16 protein-coding genes are annotated in these 20,580 nt (G+C 38.3%); 4 read left to right on the top strand and 12 right to left on the bottom strand.

The annotated features are described in order from the left end of the window. Positions 1–138 precede the first annotated feature (138 nt). Positions 139–2,571, top strand: a complete 2,433-nt coding sequence (locus tag B7E07_RS02595) for a sensor domain-containing protein (protein ID WP_080843925.1) — start codon at positions 139–141, stop codon at positions 2,569–2,571. 307 nt (positions 2,572–2,878) lie between these two features. Here the strand turns inward: B7E07_RS02595 and B7E07_RS02590 are convergent, their stop codons facing one another. The 3 genes from B7E07_RS02590 to B7E07_RS02580 form a co-directional block, all read right to left on the bottom strand. Next, the gene (locus B7E07_RS02590) at positions 2,879–3,619 is read right to left on the bottom strand and encodes a hypothetical protein (protein WP_080843924.1); all 741 of its coding nucleotides are present in this window, start codon (positions 3,617–3,619) and stop codon (positions 2,879–2,881) included. A 327-nt stretch (positions 3,620–3,946) separates the two neighbouring features. Further along, positions 3,947–4,591, bottom strand: coding sequence for a hypothetical protein (locus B7E07_RS02585; RefSeq protein WP_080843923.1), 645 nt, complete (start codon positions 4,589–4,591; stop codon positions 3,947–3,949). A 132-nt stretch (positions 4,592–4,723) separates the two neighbouring features. After that, positions 4,724–4,906: a hypothetical protein gene (locus B7E07_RS02580; protein WP_080843922.1), complete on the bottom strand. Its 183-nt coding sequence runs from the start codon at positions 4,904–4,906 to the stop codon at positions 4,724–4,726. 347 nt (positions 4,907–5,253) lie between these two features. On the opposite strand from B7E07_RS02580, the gene B7E07_RS02575 reads away from it, so the two are divergent. Continuing rightward, complete coding sequence (locus B7E07_RS02575) at positions 5,254–5,934, top strand: nuclease-related domain-containing protein (protein WP_080843921.1); 681 nt, start codon at positions 5,254–5,256, stop codon at positions 5,932–5,934. Between the two features lie 44 nt (positions 5,935–5,978). Here the strand turns inward: B7E07_RS02575 and B7E07_RS02570 are convergent, their stop codons facing one another. After that, positions 5,979–6,815 (bottom strand): NERD domain-containing protein, encoded by an 837-nt coding sequence (locus tag B7E07_RS02570; protein WP_080843920.1) that lies wholly within the window; start codon positions 6,813–6,815, stop codon positions 5,979–5,981. 339 nt (positions 6,816–7,154) lie between these two features. Continuing rightward, on the bottom strand, positions 7,155–8,651 hold the full coding sequence (gene xylB / locus B7E07_RS02565) for a xylulokinase (protein WP_080843919.1): 1,497 nt from the start codon (positions 8,649–8,651) through the stop codon (positions 7,155–7,157). 127 nt (positions 8,652–8,778) lie between these two features. Between xylB and B7E07_RS02560 the strand changes: the two genes are divergently transcribed. Next, positions 8,779–9,666, top strand: coding sequence for an AraC family transcriptional regulator (locus B7E07_RS02560; RefSeq protein ID WP_080843918.1), 888 nt, complete (start codon positions 8,779–8,781; stop codon positions 9,664–9,666). A gap of 20 nt (positions 9,667–9,686) precedes the next feature. On the opposite strand, the gene B7E07_RS02555 is transcribed toward B7E07_RS02560, so the two are convergent. The 5 genes from B7E07_RS02555 to B7E07_RS02535 all read right to left on the bottom strand — a co-directional run bounded on the left by B7E07_RS02555 (position 9,687) and on the right by B7E07_RS02535 (position 14,044). After that, the gene (locus tag B7E07_RS02555; protein WP_080843917.1) at positions 9,687–10,970 is read right to left on the bottom strand and encodes a TRAP transporter large permease; all 1,284 of its coding nucleotides are present in this window, start codon (positions 10,968–10,970) and stop codon (positions 9,687–9,689) included. 2 nt (positions 10,971–10,972) lie between these two features. Further along, positions 10,973–11,461, bottom strand: coding sequence for a TRAP transporter small permease (locus B7E07_RS02550; RefSeq protein WP_080843916.1), 489 nt, complete (start codon positions 11,459–11,461; stop codon positions 10,973–10,975). Positions 11,462–11,536: 75 nt separating this feature from the next. Next, a complete protein-coding gene (locus B7E07_RS02545; RefSeq protein ID WP_080843915.1) occupies positions 11,537–12,571 on the bottom strand; it encodes a TRAP transporter substrate-binding protein in 1,035 nt (344 codons plus the stop codon). Next, complete coding sequence (locus B7E07_RS02540; protein ID WP_257391380.1) at positions 12,568–12,957, bottom strand: HIT family protein; 390 nt, start codon at positions 12,955–12,957, stop codon at positions 12,568–12,570. Before B7E07_RS02540 ends, B7E07_RS02545 begins: the two co-directional genes overlap by 4 nt. Positions 12,958–13,000: 43 nt before the next feature. Next, the gene (locus B7E07_RS02535; protein ID WP_080843913.1) at positions 13,001–14,044 is read right to left on the bottom strand and encodes a zinc-dependent alcohol dehydrogenase; all 1,044 of its coding nucleotides are present in this window, start codon (positions 14,042–14,044) and stop codon (positions 13,001–13,003) included. 309 nt (positions 14,045–14,353) lie between these two features. Here B7E07_RS02535 and B7E07_RS02530 point away from each other — a divergent pair, with 309 nt between their 5' ends. Continuing rightward, the gene (locus B7E07_RS02530) at positions 14,354–14,896 is read left to right on the top strand and encodes a D-lyxose/D-mannose family sugar isomerase (RefSeq protein ID WP_139785556.1); all 543 of its coding nucleotides are present in this window, start codon (positions 14,354–14,356) and stop codon (positions 14,894–14,896) included. A 72-nt stretch (positions 14,897–14,968) separates the two neighbouring features. On the opposite strand, the gene B7E07_RS23880 is transcribed toward B7E07_RS02530, so the two are convergent. Both B7E07_RS23880 and B7E07_RS02520 read right to left on the bottom strand, forming a co-directional pair. Continuing rightward, the gene (locus B7E07_RS23880) at positions 14,969–15,157 is read right to left on the bottom strand and encodes a hypothetical protein (protein ID WP_080843912.1); all 189 of its coding nucleotides are present in this window, start codon (positions 15,155–15,157) and stop codon (positions 14,969–14,971) included. A gap of 475 nt (positions 15,158–15,632) precedes the next feature. Next, complete coding sequence (locus B7E07_RS02520; RefSeq protein WP_080843911.1) at positions 15,633–20,138, bottom strand: chitobiase/beta-hexosaminidase C-terminal domain-containing protein; 4,506 nt, start codon at positions 20,136–20,138, stop codon at positions 15,633–15,635. Positions 20,139–20,580: the final 442 nt, after the last annotated feature.

Genomic DNA, 20,580 nt, shown 5'->3' with positions numbered 1-20,580 from the left:
TCCACGCACATACACACAAATACAAATAAAACAGGAATAATCTTCCACCCCGAATTCCCGCACAAATCGCTAAATTAATTATATAATGTGCTAAGGACAAAAGTACCACTTTCGCATCTAAGACCAGGAGGATCGTCCATGGTGAATTTAATATTTTATTTACTTGTTTGCTGTGTGATTTGTGTTCTTATATTGAATATAAATATATATGTAGCAAGTGCAAGTGCTGGGAAGAAGTTGTATGAGATATTTTATATGCTATTTTTAGCACTCCTATGTAGCGTTATTATTCCCTTTATTCCATACATATCTCTTTTGAGTATGAAAGTCATTGAACTATCAGAAGAAAGTATATTTCTTACTTTACAGACTAGTATTTATATAACTATTTTTAGCTTCATTAGCCTCATGCTATTGAATACAATTGGAAAATTTACTATAAACCCATCAAAAGTCGTAACCAATCGAAAGAAGGGAATTCTCTCCTATCTTTTATTAAGCGGGATTGTTTCTTCCTTTATTTTACTTTATATACATCATTTGCTGGGTAGTGTTTATTCTATCTCCATTCATATGAACGGGAAAATAATTGCTTACTCTTTCGTACTCTTATCAGCATCTATTTATAATATTGCAAGGATTTTCGAGCACCTTCATATAGACAGATTAATGCTCAATAGAACAACCACTCATGCAAAGAGTTCTGTTTTCTTTATCATATTTAGTATTTCGTACGCTTCTACTATTTATCTTTTTATAGAAAGTCTAATTCATGGATTAAACTACTCTATGACAATAATTTCTTTAAGCAGTTTGCTTATATTGTTTATTATCACCATCAATTATATTGAAAACCAGATGATCTATCAGCATGGCCTTGTAGAGAATCAAAATATGAAATTAAAAATAAAGGAACAGCAATATAGATCATTATTTCAATACAATCCTGATGCTATTTTCATCTTAGATTTGGAAGGGAATCTTAAAGATGTGAACCCCTCCGTTTTCTCTTTAACAGGCTACACCTCAGAGGAAATTCTGCAGTTCAAAATAAATGAGATATTATATAAGGATGAAACAGAGAGAATAAGAACACTCCTTCATGAGATAAAAAAAGGAAGCAGCATTAGTTTTGAGACTTTTATCATTGCTAAAAATAATGAAATAGTAAATCTCAAAGCGACAGCAACACAAATCAACATAGATGATTCTGTTACAGGCATATATGTCATTGCTCAGGATGTTACAGAACAAAATAAAGTTCAAAAAAGGGTGAACTTCTTGGCGTATCATGATGAACTCACCGGATTACTGAACCGACGGGCAATATATAAAGAAGTAGACGACCAGATTAAAAAAGACAGCTTTTTTGCGACCATACTCATTGATGTGGATTTGTTTAAAGTTATTAACGACCATCTCGGTCATGCTGCAGGGGATACGTTGTTAAAATTAATTACGATGAGATTAAAATATGCCATCCAGAAAAAAGGTCTAATTGCCAGACTTGGCGGGGACGAATTTCTAGTCTGCTTAACCGAGGTCACAAACGCTAACGAAGTAAAAAAAATAATAGAAGAGATTCAGCTAGAGATGCAGAAAACCTTTTATCTAGAAGGACAGCAGAAGGAAATTACGTTAAGTATGGGCATTTCCTATTATCCGAAAGATGGACAAGACTATCATAAATTAATTAAACATGCAGATATGGCCATGTATGCTGCAAAAAAAGCTGGACGCAATAATTACTCAGAGTATAAAGAATCTCTAGAGGAAAATATGCTCTCCAAAATTACGATGTATGAGGAATTGAAAATTGCGATTGAAGAGGAGCAATTTGAATTATATTATCAACCTAAACACAGTTCTAAAGATAAGAAAATTGTTGGTGCAGAAGCATTGATACGCTGGCAGCATCCCACTAAAGGCTTTGTCAGCCCAGGCGAGTTTATCCCTTTAGCAGAAGAAACAGATTTAATCATTCAATTAGGCAAATGGATTATCAGACAAGCGCTTAAGCAATATAGTGATTGGGTAAAAGGAGCTGCAACCGAGTGTCATATATCCATAAATATATCTCCCAAGCAATTCCTTGATCCAAACTTTGTTCCTTTTCTTATGAAAAGCTTGAAAGAATTCTCTGTTACTCCCAGCAAAATAGATATAGAGATCACCGAAAGTTTGGCGATTGAGAACACTGAACTCACCATTGAAAAAATCAAAATTCTTAAAAGTTTAGGTGTGCAAATTACGATGGATGACTTTGGCACAGGCTATACATCCTTAACGATCTTATCAAAATTCCCATTAGATCGAATTAAGATTGATCAATCCTTTATTCGAGACCTTCCAAACCATCAAAGGCATGCCGCTATTGTCCAATCTTTGATAACAATAGCAAGAAACCTTGGGATCCAAGTAACAGCAGAAGGAGTAGAAAACGAGGATCAGCTGCAATGTCTTCATGAATGGGAGTGCGATGAAATACAAGGTTTCTTCTATAGCAGACCAGTGCCGGCTAGTGCGTTTATTGAGTACTGGGTGGAGCATAATAATAATCTTGGGAAGTAAACAAAAATCCGGGGCGTCACTTCTGTGACGCCACGAAATATGTCGATGAATTTTTATCTATTATATAAAAGCAGCACAAACCACGGTTTGGTTTGTGCTATTAATGTTAGTTTTTTTCTTCGTATCAATCTCAAAGGTTTAAAAAACCCCTGCAGTTTCATTGGACCGCAGTCCCTTCAATCTCTTCATAATCCCCTTAAATTCAACGCCAAAATAATGATAGAGGGTTTCGTATTCCCGGTATAAGTTATCGTAGACTTTTGTGTTTTTTGGGTTCGGACCAGCGGGGGTCTGGCCCCACTACTCACTACTTTTTATACGCTACCCACTGTAAAAACTTCCCTAACAATATGAATCCTATCATTAAATCTACATTCCAAAAATCTAAATGAAGCAACACACCAAACAATAGAAAACCTAAAGTATATGAAAGATGAAGGAAATTTACTATCCCATATATTATAGTTGCTATAGAAGCAATGTAACTAATCTTAGCTATTTTCAGTAATAAGAGTTTAGTCGATTTCTCTTTCTCTTTAAAGTTCTCTTTTGCCATTTTCCTTGTTCTAAGCCAATTGATCCAGCCTTCTAGTAGCCAAACGATAGACCAACTTAACAAAGGAATTCTTATAATATATCCGTAAGCAATCGGTATAGTTGGATCTACATTTCCATCGACCATAATATCAAGTATAAAAACGAAGGTAATGGCTGCAAAGAATAACATACCCATTCCTGTAAGAACCTTTGATATAAACCTAATTGGATTTACATTCTTAGTGAGCATTGTATAAAAGACAAATACCGCATAAAATGACGCGAATAACCATTCAATTTGAAAGAGTACAGTCACCAGCATAGTAATAACCACACTAATTGCAAAAAACTCTACTGGCTCAAGCTGATTGGCACCCATATTTCTTCTTGAACGTCTTTTTCGATATCCTATTCTCCTAAAGTGAGGGATCTTCGTCTTGCCTCTATATCCTTTAGAACCACCACCGGTGTACATCCCACCGTCATATCCATCATATGATTCATCATCCATCTGAATCTCCTCCTATACGTTTATTCTTGTAGTTGGTCAGTTATCTGTTAACGTAGGAGTTTGTTAATTAAACTTTAAACTATCATTTCATTTCAATCTAAAGTTTTGATATATGCTGTAACTCTTACTAGTTTTTTTCATATTTAGACACCTGTCCGATATAATAATAGCATTCTCAAATAACGATGAGTAGACTTAATAATGGTAAATACACCCAATATGTTGGGATAATGTTCTTAGAAATGATTAGTTCTCACAACGCAAAAACGGCTCACCACCAATATAGGTTATGAGCCCTAATCGAATTAACCAGCTGATTCAATATCCTCAATGCTCCACGTTCTCATCATCATCTTCTATGTTTTTACGAGACTGTTCATCCTTGGGAAAGTCTGACCATTTTAATGGCGGGTTCAACAATAACAGTACGTTCGTGAAGCCTTGAGACAGCTTTTCTTTTTGCTTAGGTGATAAGTTTGCCGTGAAATTCGTTATGCTAAATATTCCTTCAATTCTTTTAATTAAAGTCAATGTTAGATTATACATAAATGTATGTGCTCTTATTGTATATTTCGCTTGCAAACTATTTTCATAGACTATTTCTTTCACATTTTCATAGTTTTTCGTTTGCTGCTCGATAATTTGATTTACCCACTCTTTGACATGTTCTTCCGGAATATCTTTAAATGCTTCTTCACTCGTCGCCTTTTTAATGACGCCAACCGTATTTTTATTGATCTTCTTTTCACCATATATATCAGCAATATGATCTTTGTTTTCTTCACTGACATTCAAATGCTTAATATCTGTATAAGCATGCCTGCCTGCATTGTTTTTTTCTCCTTTTCTCAACCACTCTTCTTTAACATCAGCACCCCGTACATATTTCTTAATTGTCGCTTCTTTAACTCCACAAAGGCTTGCAATCAATTTGATCGTATACTCTTCATTTTCTAATAAGCGCTTAATCATTCTTTCCAGCTGATATGCAGTTCTCTTCTTGGTGTGTAGTTCTATCCTTAACCTTTTAATTATTTTTTCTTCTACTGATGAGTGCTGCTCAACGATACAGTCAGCATCGGTTTTGCCTAAAAATCAAGGGCATTATAACGACGGTATCCATCCACTAGTACATATTCTATTCTTACTTTCTTCCTCAACAATTAGCGGCACTTCTAATCCGTGCCTGTTAATACTATATTCCAGACTTAAATACTTCTCATCTTTTCGATAACTTGTTTCCACTCTGATCTGGGAAAGTTTGATCTTCTTTGGCTGCTTGGTCAAGTTGAACCACCCATTTCGTTTTATAAATGGGTATTCAGCATCTAAATTGTCCAATTCCCATAACCTAGAAAAATATTAATCTATAAAGTATTTGGCGATGTAAATAATGTGTTTGATCCGAAATATTGATTCTACTCTAGAATAAAAAAGTTCTTAAAAATCCTTTCTAGTACGAAACCTTTCTAAAGGAAAATAAGTATATTCTATCAATACATAAAATTGCTATGAAGAATTGATTATAAAATGGATTGGATCATTACAGTAGTAGCAAAGCTGTTTTACTGTTAAAAGCCATCTCTGCATTTACTCCCCCCAACCAAAATTCAATAGAAACGGTGTGAAATTCTATGAAAATGGATATCGACAGAATTTTTGAATTCATTAGGCATCAAAGTCTAGGAAATCCGGAAATCATGGCTAAGTATTTTGAGGAGACAGGTTATACAAAGAAAGATTTGGATGAGGATGATGGCATTTATGGTGAATATTTGACGTATGAGTATTTGCATAATGCGCCTGGGTATTCGCGAACTTTATGCAATTTATATATTGAGAGAGATAACGGCTATATTAGCGAGATCGATCTTGTTTTTATTCATGAGACCGGTATTTATATTATGGAGTCAAAGAATTATAGCGGTTGGATTTTCGGGCATGAGAAGGATCAATATTGGACACAGGTTTTAAAGAATGGGAAGAAAAATAAGTTCTATAATCCGATTAAGCAGAACCAAACACATATAAAAGCCGTGATGAAGGTGTTATATGCGCTAACAGATAAATTCATCTTTAATATCGTTGTTTTCAGCGAACGGTGTGAGCTGAAAAGTATTACATATGACAATCTCAACACTTCTGTTATAAACCGAGATGTATTGCCAACGTTTATGAGATATGAAAATGCCAATAGTCCGAAGCATTTGAATAAGAAAGAGATTGATGCACTTTATGACATGTTAAAACCATATACATTGGCCTCTGCTAAGGTGAAAGAAAAGCATAGAAAACAGTACAACTATTCAGGATAAGCGTCTTCGACCATCACATAAGGATGGTCATTTTTTTGTTGTTTTTAAGAAACCTTCGATGTATATCTGCATTTTGGGTAGCTGCTGCATCCGTAAAAGGAGCCATATTTCCCTTTTTTCAATGACAATGCTCCACCACATTTCGGGCATTTTTGCTGTTTAGTTTCTTCTTTTTCTTTCCGTACCTTTGCTTTGCGGTTATGTTTAATATCTTCCACATGCTTTCTCTTTATTTCTTTCTTTGCGTTCTGATCTATAATGATTAATCTTTCAAGCGCTGCATCAATACTTTTCAGCTGCGTTTCATTTAAAACTGGAGAATCCCATTCCTTGATGGCTTGTATTAATTGCGGAAATTGAATCACTTTTGCAGAGTGAAAGTCTTCTTTAAATTTGAAAGTTGAATTCTGAGAGAATGCAATGATTGAGTGAATATAAGCAAAGTCTTCTTGATCGATGTATTTTTTTATGGTCTGGATATGGCCATAGTTTTGCCAGATCGGATTAAGGAATTTCTCTTTTCGTTTATAGATGGTCTGTGTCCATTGCTTCTGCTTCTCCCCGCCAAAAATCCAGCCTTCATAATGCTTGGTTTCAATGACAAAGATCCCATATGGTGATGTCACAACGTGATCCACCTGCGAAGTTCCTCCTTCTCCATTTGGCACATACAGATCATGATAGATTCTATAATTCTCGCCGAGTTTAATTAGCTCTTTATTCACATACCGCTCCCCTACTGCCCCTTTAATAGCCGGATACTGTCTTTTCAAGACGAGGATACCGGCTAGCAGCAAGAACGGAATAGCAAAGGGAGCTAAGATGATTAGAACCGGTAAAAGAAGAATGATGCCTAGAATGATTAGCAATGCTTTTTTCATGATAAACACTCCTTTCAAATAGTGACACTTGATAATTTTACCATTACAATGAGTAAATTGGCATATAATTGGACAACTTGTCACAGAAAAGCAAAACACAAATTAGGCAAAGCGCAATTTCTCCAAATACACACGAAAAAACCCCACCAAACAAGTGAGGTCCTTTCAAATCCTAATTGCGCATTCTTTTGGGATGAGGAACCTGTCCCCAAAACGCACCGTTTACCATGTCATTAGGTGGCAAATAGAACCAACCGGAGACTGGCCCCCATTAAAGAGTAATTACTTTAACACAATACCACTTTAAACCAGCGGGGGTCTGACCCCCACTTAAACATTCTACCTGAAATGTTCCAATTCCTTATTTAGATTCTTCGTTTGTATGTACACTTTTTTATAAATTTCGTATAACGTTTCATATACTTCTACGTTTGATGGGATAGGGTCATATGCTTTTTCATAGGAAATAAATACTCTTGAACATTCTTGCAGGGAACTATACCAGCCACACCCATAAGCCGCGAGTATGGCTGCACCCATCGCCGGACCTTGTTCACTTGCTAATTTAACCACCTTCGCATTAAATATATCTGCTTGCATTTGCAGCCAGGTTTTATTTTGCGCTCCTCCGCCGATAGAGATGATGGTATTGATTTCATGATCATTGTCTCTTAATATATCAATTGTTTCCTTCAAAGAGAAGGTTACACCTTCTAAAACGGCCCGAACAAAATTCACTTTGGTATGATTTGAATCTACACCTATAAAGCTTGAGCGAATGGATGCATCAGCATGCGGTGTCCTTTCCCCTACCAAATATGGGGTAAAGAGAAGACCATTTGCGGCAGGAGGAATATGTTCAATTCCCTTTAAAAGTGAATCATAGGATTCCTCTCCTCCAAGGAAATCACGAAACCAGCTTAGACTATAACCAGCTGATAAGGTGACACCCATGCTGTAATAGGCATCTTCCTGGCCATGGTTAAAGTAATGAACTTTTCCATCATAGTCTCTTTTTTGCGGTTCCTCATAGCATAGAATAACACCAGATGTCCCAATACTGCATAATGTTTTCCCTTCAGAAAGGATTCCTGCTCCAATTGCTCCGCAAGCATTATCAGCTGCTCCAGTGAAAACCTTTGTTGTACCAGTTAGACCCGTTTCTTCTGCGAATTCCTTCTTAATAGTACCAGTATAAGCATGAGATTCGGCCAGCGGAGGACATGTTTTGATATCAATCCCAAACGCTTCACAAAGTTCCTGGCTCCATTTTTTTTCAGCCACATCTAAAAGCAGTGTGCCTGCTGCATCGGAATAATCTGTTTGTACTGTCCCTGTCATTCGGAAACGAAGATAATCTTTTGGAAGCATAAAAAGGTTTATTTTATCAAAGGTATCACGTTCATGTTCCTTTACCCATAATAACTTCGGCAACGTAAACCCTTCGAGCGCTGTATTCTTCGTAATAGCGATCAATTGCTTTTCCCCAATAACGGAATAGATTTCCTCACATTGTTTGGTTGTACGAGTATCATTCCAGAGAATGGCGTTCCGCAATACATTGAGGTGTTGGTCTAATAGAACAAGACCATGCATTTGGCCCGAAAAGCTAATACCCTCAATCTCATCCGCCTTTCCTTCAAAATTGGTTATAAGTTCTGCTACCGCCTCTTTGGTCTTCTTATACCATTCCTCCGGGTCTTGCTCGCTAAATCCTGATTTCTCTTGGATTAAAGGGTAAGACCTGGAAACTGTTTGATGCACAATTCCGCCATAGTCAACCAATATTGCCTTTACAGCACTTGTTCCTAAGTCAATCCCAATCACATACTTCATAATAAGTCCTCCCGACTATGAATACATTAGACTTTATAAATGACAGAATATTAAAACGGATCCTTCCTTAATAGATTTATTTCTATATAATATGATTAAAGCCCTATCAATATAAGGTGGTGTAAATATGCTGCGCGATGATCAACTAAGAGTGTTTTGGATTTCCCGAATTGATTATGAGAAAAACACCGGAGTAAAAAATCACTACCATGAGGATCTTTATCAGCTTCTTTTTATAATAGACGGAGAGGGGATCATTCAATTAAACGGTGTAACATATGACCTTATCCCCAAGCATGCCTATTTTATTTCCAAGAGATATGAACATAATTTCTATTTTAAAACAACGTCTTCTACGATTGATATTAAATTCGATATTATTAGTACTGAAGTTGAGGAACTTTTTCATAAAAATCAACTGCCGTTCCCATACTTTATGGGAGACTCGCCAAAATTAAAAGAGCTATTTAAGCTTTCTGTCATGAACTTGAAGCAATCAAACTTCTTAATTCCCTATCGCATCGATGTGGGCTTTAAAGACATATTACTTTCAAGCATTCAAGAAAATGATGTTACTGAAAATACAAATCAAAGTTTCCTTTATTCCATAAAGAAGGAGTTTCACCCGGATTTTCCAGTGGTTCAATATCTATCTGATCATCTGCAATCTAAGATCACGCTTGCTGATATCTCTAAGGAATTCAATTTTCATCCACATTATATTATTGAATTGTTCCGGAAAAAGTTTGATACAACTCCGATGAACTTTTTACAGCAATTAAGGATTGAAAAGTCAAAAGAGTATCTTGAATTCAGCAATTTTACAATCACGGAGATTGCCGAACTTGTTGGATTATCAGCTCCCTATTTTTCAAGACTATTCAGTATGAAGGAGGGCATCTCTCCAACAGATTATCGGGAACAGGCTCGAACTGTGGTCGGAAAACATATTCTTCTAGAGAAAGAGTTTTCTCCGATTTTAAAGAGACAGCCAAAGATTTCAGATGATCTCTAATGATGATCTTGGTAGATTAGCTAGTTATCAAATAAACTTGGTATCGTAAGCGAAAGCTGCGGTATGAAAGCTACAAGGAGCAAAATGATAATCATACTGATATAAAAAGGAAGTATTCCTTTCACAACCTTTTCAATTGGTATCTTTGCAATCGCACTGCCTATAAACAGTGCTCCTCCTACAGGGGGTGTAACCAATCCGATCGCCATGCATATCATCATCATGATGCCGTACTGAATTGGGTCCATTCCGATGCTTGTAGCAATGGGCAGCAAGATCGGAGTTGTAATCAGAATAATGGGTGCAACATCAAGAATGGTTCCTAAAAGCAGTAGTATTAGAATGAGAATAAGAGTGATGAATATCGGGTTGTCAGTCAAACTTAGCAAACCCTCTGAAATCATGGCAGGGACTCGAAGCACTGCCAATAACCAGGCAAATCCACTTGATGTAGCAATTAGAAATAAAACAAGTGCGAGCGTTTTAAAAGTCCGCTGTAACACAGGTACAATTGCTGAGATCGGAACATCTTTATTAAAAACAAAGCTTACTATAAAAGCATAAACAACTGCTATGGCCGCAGACTCTGTAACTGTAAAAATTCCCGACATAATACCGCCAATAATTATGACACCAGTGAGCAGACCTGGAATAGCCTGTCGTGATGCTGTGATGATCTCTTTAAAAGAAGAAGGTTTTTCCGCAGGATAATTCCTTTTCACTGCAATTATATAGGCTGTAACCATTAACCCAATACCGAGTAAAATTCCAGGTATAATACCGCCTAGAAATAAGGAGCTTATTGAAATTCCACCTCCAGCCGCCAGCGCATAGATAATCATATTATGACTTGGCGGAATGACTATTCCTTGTGTCGCAGAGGTTACAGTTACAGCTACAGAGTAGTCTGCATCATAGCCTTTCTTCTTCATCATCGGGATCATTACAGAACCAGTGGAAGAAGTATCAGCTAAAGCGGAGCCTGAGATCCCGCCAAAGAGCATACTGGAGCTAACATTCACCATTCCAAGACCGCCACGAAATCTCCCAACAATCACATCAGAAAGCTTAATAAGTCGCTGTGAAATTCCGCCAGTGTTCATAATTTCACCTGCCAGAATAAAAAAGGGGATCGCTAATAATGGAAAACTATTAATTCCAGCTACCATTCTTTGAGCAAGAACAGATAATGAGATATCCAGCTGAAAGGCTACTACTATAGAGGTTAATCCCATAGCTAATGCAACGGGAACTCCTATTACTAACAGAATCAAAAACACAATAATCAAAGTGGCAATGACCATTATTATTCCACCTCACTTTCTTCTGATAAGCTTTCCCATTTCCCTAAAAACTCACATATCAGGTAAACAATTATAAGTAATCCGGCTAATGGGACAGCAATATACAAAACCGCTGATGGCACTTTTAATCCAGGAATGGAGGAACTTAGCATACTTAATGAGAATTTTCCGCCTTCAATGACCATAAATAATCCAAATAAAACCGCTAAAACCCTTTGTGTGTAGTTTAATAATGTTTGTATTTTTTTCGGCATTTTCTCAACAAATAAGTTGATTTTAATATGACTGTTATCTTGTATACCAATTGCTATTCCGATAAAGCCAATCCAAACCATTAATAATAATGACAATGGCTGAATCCAAGGAGGTGTTGTGTTAAATACAAATCTTGAGATAACCTGGTAACTGATGATCATCGTCATAAGTACGATCATTAGCAAGACAAAAGATTCGGTTAGCTTTCTGATATGCAAGAGCATTTTGGCTGTCACAGGATCTCCTCCCAAATGGTTTTATATATTTTCCTCAGGCAAAGAGATCATTCTTCCTTTGCCTGAGAAATTAAATTATCTCGCTTCTTCTATTGCTTCAAAAAGAGAACCATATGTTGAATGATATTCTTCAAACAGCGGCTGAACTTTTTCTCTAAATGCGTTACGTTCCTCTTCCGAGAGTTCAATTACTTTATTTCCTGCTTCCTCTACCCGATCCATAGCCTCTTGAGAAAATTTATCGTATTCTTCCAGCTGGACCTTTTCTGATTCTTTTGCAGCTTCTTTAATGATTTTCTGATCTTCTTCTGAAAGTTTATCCCATGAAGTTTTGCTCATAAATAGAACACCAGGAATGCGTAAATGCTCGGATAAGGTGAAATTTTTGGCAACCTCGAAATGACCATCCGCTACATATGTGCTTACATTATTTTCTCCGCCTTCTATGACACCCATTTGCAGCGCACTATAGACTTCTGAAGCAGCTAATGGGGTAGGAGAAGTACCCATTTTTTCAAAAGCATCTATTAAAATATCATTCTGCATGACACGGATTTTCATCCCCTCTACATCATCAGCAGTCTCAATCGATTCAGTAGAGTAAAAGCTTCTAGCTCCAGCATCATAAAATGCAAGCCCAACTAAGTCAGAACCTTCCAAATCTTCAAATAATTCTTCTTGTAAGGAGGTATCAAGTGCGTTCCACATATGTTCTCTGCTATCAAAAAGAAATGGGAAGCTGAAAACACCGAGACTCTCAGCAAATTGTGTTAGTGGTCCGGCATTTGCTCTGCCAATATCGATAATGCCTACTTGAGTCTGCTCAATGGTTGTCGTCTCATCCCCTAATTGACCGCCTGTGTATACTTCAATTTTAATCCGGCCATCTGAAAGCTCTTCAACCTTTTTAGCAAACTCTTTTTCTGCTATTGAATCTGGATAGTCATCTACTTGAGGCTCCGATAAACGCAATACGATTTGATCTTTTGAACCACTATCATTTCCGTCACCATTTTCACCTGAAGCACCCGATGAACAACCAACTAAAGTTAAAACGATCAGCAAGAAAGCACCAATGAAAGCAAATTTCCCATTTGTCTTTTTTTTCATTTTGCAACCCCCTCTTGGTTTAATTGCACTTTTATTTTTCTTATCAGCTCATTATATTGTGATTCTAGTAACTCCTTTTTTATTTCAGGATTATTTGTAAAGGCATCTCCCCAATCTGCTCCATTAATATATTTAGGCACAATATGAAAATGAAGATGCGAAACGATATCGCCATAAATCGCATAGTTTATTTTTTGAGGCTGGAAAGCATCTTGTATGGCTTTTGCTGCAAGAGCTACATCATCCATAAAAAGATGGAGTTCATCTGTTGATAATTGAAATAATTCATTTTTATGAGCGTTGAATGCGAGAATACATCTTCCAGGATGAGTCTGGTCTTTATTTAAGTAGAAGGTTGAAGAATTGAGTGTTTCAATTTCTATCATTAAGTCTTGTAAGATTGTATTCTTTTCGCAGTAAAAGCATGAATTAGTCATTCTTTCCTTTTACCTCACAATCGATCATCACATGGATTGTGTCGCCGCTATGATGATTCCTTTTTTTGAAAGCTTCATCTACTTTTTCCAGCGGGTAAATATGTGTAATGGTTTCTTTTGTATTTACGAGACCATCCATAACGAGCTTTAGGCCTTCGTCAAAATATCGGCGGTTATCGATATCTCTCTTTGGTTCTGTCGAAAAAATATCTAAACGTTTTTTATGAACTTTAAAGAAGTCTACTGGTTCATGACATGTACCAATACAACCGTACATGACAATTCTTCCATTTTGAGCAGCGGCATCAATCGCATCGACCATACCGGAACCTTCAAGCAGACATGGAATCACAATATCAAACCCTTCAGGGAAATCTTCTCCCACTATATCCATTGTCTTTGTATCAGCTGACGGCAATTTATACGTATGTGTAGCTCCGTATTTTTTGGACAGCTCCAGCTTTTCATCAAATAAATCTGTTACTACAAGATTCTTCGGGCTGTATAGACTCACAACCTGTGTTAGTGCCAGACCACTTACTCCCTGTCCCATGATTAGCACGTTTTTATTAGGAGATATATCCGCATTTTCTGCTGCTGATATTAATGCTGGTACCACTTCGATTAGAGAGCCTTCAATTAGTGGCAACTCTTTTGGTAACACTTTAACTGAGAAAGGACTGCAAACGACATACTCTGCGAATGCTCCCCATATATAACGAAGTGCTACATGATCTCCTACTTGAAGACCTAATACGTTTTCTCCTACCTTATCAATCACTCCCGCAACCTCATGTCCTAAGCGTGTCGGATAGCTAATAAATTCAGGTTCACGTGCTCCACGATATACTTCAACGTCACTGCCGCAGATGCCAACCCACTTGATTTTAATGCGTACTTCCCCTTCAGCGGGCTCAGGGATCTCTGCGCGTTTAATTTCTATCTTTTCCACATCTGACATAACTGCACAAAGTTGAGTTCCAGGACCATCATGATCCACTAAATTCATTGGAGGTACTGTCATTTTTCTTACCATAGGATTACTCCCCTTACTATTTTAGTTTTTTGTAAGCACTTACATTTCTCCTTTACTATAGGTCAGAAATTTGTTTATTTCTATGACTATAATTCAATAACATTTATCCAATATTCAGATTCACTAAAATGTATGGACAGATATAAATGAAGAATCGCCTTGATTTTTAGGGGGTTTTTATAGGTTTTTTCAAGAGTTATAGGGGGATATCTGAATTTCGGATAAGAAATTGTTTGTTTTCGATATGGAAGCGTTTTCTGTTCTATTTTAGAATTTCAGTAAGTTCACTTAAATGAATGGAGGGTTTTTATGATACCACGTGAGGAATATGATCAAATAAAGCGGGAAACACTTGAATATTTCGAGAGAGCAAAAATTGTATTAACCGATGAGGAGAAAGAAAAATTAGAAATTGCAGACTTTGGCTTAAATAGAATTAGAGAATTGGGTTTACAGTTAATCGAATATATAAATACTGATCGATGCTGCGCTAAGGATCTTATCCTTTTACCAAGACAAACATGCCCTGAACATTTACATCCTCCTGTTGGCGATTCACCTGGAAAAGAGGAAACTTTCAGATGCCGTTTTGGAACCGTTTACTTATATGTATCAGGTCCAAAAACTGAGCATCCTAAAGCTGTTCTTCCAGCAGATAAAAAAGACACTTTTACCGTTTGGAATGAGATTATCTTAAACCCAGGAGAGCAATATACTCTATTTCCAAATACACCTCATTGGTTCCAAGCAGGAGAGGAAGGCGCGATCGTATCTGAATTTTCAACAAAAAGCACAGATGAAAATGACATCTTTACCGATCAGAGTATTGTAAGAATCCCTGTTGTTGAGTAGGAATTGGGTGGCGGGGGCTTTTTCCTCTTCAGTTGTGGGTCGCGGGGACAGGTCCCTCGACCCAAATGGGTTTTAGGGACCTGTCCCTACTATCACAAAGTTTCTTTCTAGTTCTCTTTCATTGATGGCGATTCTAGTTGATAAGTCTATTGTCCGAAGAACGAATTCTTTGATGCCGATGAATTCTGATTCGGCAACTAGGTAGAAGTGTGTGCCTTTTTTTAGATTTTTGAAGTCATTTTTCAGTTTATATCTTTTCATGGATGTGGGGACAGATTTGTTTGTCCTGCCTCCTTATTGCTTCTTCTTAAGTGGATTGGTTTTAATATATCATTTAATGATCTGAATAAACAGGTTGTCAGTTTGAGTTAGCGGTCCAAGTACCTAACCATTTATTGGTGACCACTTAGAACTGCTGCAATAGTGATTAGTCTCACCTTTTTAGGTGAGATTTTTTTTGTGGATCGTTCAAATGAATAAGTGGAACATGTGGCTGTGTTTATGGCAAATAAAGATCTGCGTTTTTAGTGTGGTGAGTGATGAAGAGAGTATTTTAGCGGATTCGAGAAGAATGAAAGGACAGCTTCCCCGAAATGCACGCAAACATATGGTTTCTAAATAATTTTAATTCGACAAAAATCGATATTATTGGGGCGTTTCGGGGCGTCCCTGTGACGCCCCGAAAAAAAAAGAAAATTAGAAAAGGGAAGCAGTTTCCCGCTCCCCCTTTTGCTCTTTAATGATCCCAAATCTCTCCCGCCCACTCCGGATGATCAATAAACGGATTGCGGTTGTGCTGCCATTTTTCAAAAATGATGTTATTGCGGTTTCGTTCGAATTCATCTACTGGATCTTGTTCATGCCATTCAAGCAGAACAGATAGCTTTCCGTGATAAGGGTTTGAACCGTTATTCAGCATTTCATTCAATTCAAGGTCTGGTTCACCATTTGTACCTTCATATCGAACTGCCATGTAAAATAGCATCCGTGCAACATCACCCTTCACACGGTCTGGCGGCTCCCAAGAGTTCGAGCTTCTTAGGCATTCACTGCAGCCGTTAACCGGGCTCCCTCCATTATCAAAATCAAGGTTGCCGCGGCTGCTGTTTACTTGTACGTCTGTCGGACGGAGGTGATGAACATCCGTTCCTGGTCCTACTCGAGTGCCAAAATCGCCATGTGACTTTGCCCAAACATGCTCTCTGTTCCAGTCGCCAACCATTCCCCCATTGCGATCCTTGGAACGAGATTGACCAGAATACAACAGAATAACATTATTCGGATTATTTGGATCCTCATCTGTTTCTCTCAGTGCATTCCACACATCGCCATAGGAGATTTTCGTCTGCTCCGAAATAATATCATGAAGTACCGCCTTTAGCTCTTCGCCACTTTTCCCTGAAGCATCTGCATAATAACCTGTCAGCGGCTTTTCATCTGCTTTAACAGTCAGGGAAAAACGAATAACAACCTGCCCGCCTCTACCATCATTTGCTGTCACAGCAATGAGGTGGGTTCCCTCTTTTTCAGCTGGGAGCGTTAGCGTAGACCCTTCTACAGTGCCATAAGTTGCTGTAAAGGTTAAAGGATCGCCATCTGGATCTCTGACGTAATCATTTAAGTCAAGAGTTGTCGTTTCGCCCTCAGATACAGTTATATTTCTGCCTCTATCCAAAGCAATAGGAGCTTTATTCTTCTTTGGATCATATGGTGAATGCATGATGTTGCCTTCTGAATCCTTAAAGACAATTCCAGCAGGCTTTGCTTTCTTCCCAAGTGTCCATTTTTGCACGTTTTCAGCACCAATGATTTCCGTTACTTTATTGCTTTCGATCATAACTTCTTTAATCTCAGAGCCCATTAAATTCACGACTGTACCTTTTTGGGCGGAGCTGATGACAACCCTCGTCTTTTTCAAGCCCTCACCTTTTATCGCTGCCTTCTTCTTTAACCAAATTCCATCTTTGATTGTTGCAGATTCATCGACGATCACAAGCGCATTCGGCTGGCCAACGACTACTTTTTTCTTTACAACATCTTTCAGGTGAATAATATGATCATAATCTGGTTCAGGCTCAGGCTGTTCTGGAGCTGTCTCGTTTAAAACCGTCTGGATTAGAACTGGGTCATGGTCACTTGCACGGCCATGCTCTTCCATAAAGCCTGAGTTAATGTGTGCGATATCAACTACTGTCTTTTCGGCAAGGTTGTTAGAGACGAAAATATGATCCAGCACCTGAGAATTCCCTTGATACGTATATGTGTAACGCTCTTCTGCAGGAACCTTGTCAATCATATTTGTCAGCACATCGCCTTTTAAAGCTTGAATAGGATTTGAGAACTCAAAATCATTGAAATCACCGACTAAGACGACATTCGCATCAGGATTTTGCTCGTGAATATCTCCTACAAATCCGTTTACAACGTTCGCAATGTTCATACGCTGAATCTCACTCGTTAAAACAGGAGGCTGCACTTTCCCGAACAGCGGGAAATCTCCGCCTTTTGAATTGAAATGGTTCGCAATGACAATCACATTTTCTCCATTAAATTCAAACTGGGCAGCAAGTGATTTTCTGCTTTCCGCGAATGCTTCATTCTCAGGATCAATCCGACCAGGATTTGCTGTAAGCTTGCCATCCTCGTATGCAACAGCTTCTGTAGCAGTGCCCTTTGGTGCTTCTGTTAATGTAACGCGTTCTGGATTGTATAAGAAGCCAACACGGATATTTCCGCCAGGCTGTCCGCCATCCATTTTATCAATCGGAGCAATGTCAGTGTACACATATTGCGGACCGCCCAATTCGGCGATTTTATCAATCAGCACCTGTGCACTTTCATCTGCTTCTGTTGTTCCGCTGTCTGTCGGTCCATCATTATCCTGAACCTCAGTTAAGCCTACAATGTCAGGCTGCTTCATTTGTTGAGCAATCGCCTTTGCTAAACGCGTTACCTTTTCATCATCTGTTTGTGTTGAAAAGTTTTCCACATTATAAGAAGCAATCGTCAGTTTATCTTCCTCTGGAGAAATAGACGTTTCTTCCCGAACAACTTCTTCCTCTACAAGCGGCGGCAGCTCGTCCTGGTTGCTTAATAGCTTATAGTTACTATAGCCATAGCTTAAAACACCTTGGATATTGCCATCAAAATGGTCTCCCATTTTCGCAACAAAGTTTTCATCATTCACATCCACATGAATTCGTTCTGGGTTATAATCATCGGCAGAGATGCGCAGTCCGCCTCCATCACTATTTGTTGCAACATTCTCTGGTACGACTACGACCTCACCATAATTCTGTGGTGCAACGACCTTCGGATTATTAACTTGCAGAAGCATTCCTTCTAAGCTTTCATAAAAATCAATGCCATCCTGCTCAGGGTCAAACTGTCCGAAGCTGTCATTATCGATAATCTCTGTTGGAGCAATGCGGTCCACTCCAATAATCACTGGATCAGGCAAATCGCCAGTTCCTGTTTTTTCAATTGAAGATGCGCTGATTTCTGTAACAGGCAAATCTGTCTGAAACCTTTCTCCGTAGCCTTCCATCACATATTCCTTAACTGTTCCGCTGACAGAAACTACATCTCCGGCCTCCATGCCATGATTGGATTTATACACTAAAATACCTTCAGAAGTGTGCGGATCATTGTCAGGCTCTTGATCTTGAATATACAAATTGCTGCCGTTGACAACCTTTGTAACAATACCTTCCACTTCATTCACGTTTAAGTCTTCATATGGAGAATAGTGCCCTGCTCCTTGAATATCGTGAATACGGATTTCATCTTTCTGAATGATGTAGTCAAAAGAAGCTATATCACTTTGGGACAAGCCTTCTTTAATCCCTATAGCTTTAATCGTTGTATTTTCAGTTATTTCAATTGGATTGCTATACAGCGTGCTTTCCGTTGTAGGCTCCGAACCATCAGTCGTATAGTAGATGCTTGCATCTTCTGTTAAAGTTGATAAGCTAACCTTTTCACCCTCTTGGATTAAACCTTCCCCAGGTGATGCCGCAATTGGAAGCACCTTGCTTGCATCTGCAACTATATCCGCTTCATTTCTCGGTATCAGCTGATGTTTCCCGCCATAAGCACCGAGAACACCTGTAATAGAATCATAGGTTTGCCCCGCTGAAATCCATGATGTTGTGCCTGGACGTATTTCAAAAGACGTCCCCTCTTCATCAACTGCAGTAAAGTTTCCATTTGATAATGATTGAACTGTAACATTTTCAACCGTCACCAATGTTGCTTCTATATCCTCTTGAAGCTGTGCCGCAGTGACAAGCTCTGGCGCCGGTACCTCTGCTTGAGAAATCACTTCAACATCTTCTGCATTCACATCAAGTTCAAGCAGCGTAGAATATTCAACTAATTTGCCGCTTGCACGAACAACGTCACCCGGCTGTACATCAAGCCGTGGACCATATAATACAATTCCTGCTGTCTCATCCTGAATATATGTAGCTGAACCTAATACGGCAGTAACTGTTCCTGTCGTTAGTGCCATGCTATCTAATGGCAGAGCACGCACATCAGCGATTGTTTGTCCTTCTAAAATTGAATATGTGAAGCTTGAAATTGAACTGTTTTCCAGTCCTTCTTTAACCGCCACAGCTTTAATCGTCAGCTGTTCGGAAACTGGAATTGGACTAGAGTATACTGGACTGCTCACCGTTGGATCACTGCCATCCACAGTGTAATGAATCACAGCACCATCCGTTTCAGTAGATAAAGTGATTTCAGTTCCATTTGCTACTGCTCCAGATTCATGAGAAGCTGTCACAGGTGCAGCTGCATTCGGATCCCCTTCTACTACTAAACTGTATGCTGATGGACTTTTAAGACCTGGCGCACCAAAATAAGCCTCAAGCGATCCTGTGATCTGAACTTTTTTTCCAAGAAGATCCGGGTTGTCTACTAAATTCAACTCAGCTCTTATAAAGTTGTTTGGGAGCTGAACAGGCAACACCTTTGCCTCATCAGTTTCGTCTGGTGAATCGGCAATAGCCAGATTCGTAGTTACTGTAAATGGCCCTTCATGTTTATAAGTTGGTCCATTCGTTACCGTACCAATAATATACCCCTCTACGGTCGCGCTTCCGCTATTATTGGCGATCGCGTCTGTCACTGAAATGATTTCCTCGGCCTCCACCTGCTGATAAGGAGCCAATAAACTAATAATCATAACAAATGCCATGATTAAACTAGTAAATTTCCTCCCATTCCCTTTGCTCATTTCATCGCTCCTCTTCTCGTTTAGATATTAATCGTTTCTACTACACTAGTTAAACACTTGCTAATTGTCAGGACAATTTCATTTGTGTAAATATTGTGTTAACAGGCTAAAATGAGTGGAATGGACTAAGTCTTTAGTTAGGGAAACTACTAAAATTAAAATACTAGTAGGTAAATATCACCTTAAATGAAAGAAAGTCTTGCAGCCCCTATTTTCTCCACAAGACTTTCTAAGGGTAATTTTTTCATGCATTGTGAGGTAAAAAGCATAGTGGTGAAGAAATTAGCAGGGCAGGGTTCAGAGAACTGGCGACTGCCATTCACGGATGAGCAGATGAAAACAACCTATTTTAATAAATAGATTCACAGAAGCTCGATTACTCTCTTTTTCATGAAATAACTCCATATATATATCTTGAATTCAAGCAGGTATCACCAAATGA

Origin of the sequence: Cytobacillus gottheilii, assembly GCF_900166665.1 — a bacterium.
GTDB lineage: Bacteria > Bacillota > Bacilli > Bacillales > Cytobacillaceae > Cytobacillus > Cytobacillus gottheilii_A.
This window is presented reverse-complemented; position numbering and strand designations above follow the sequence as displayed.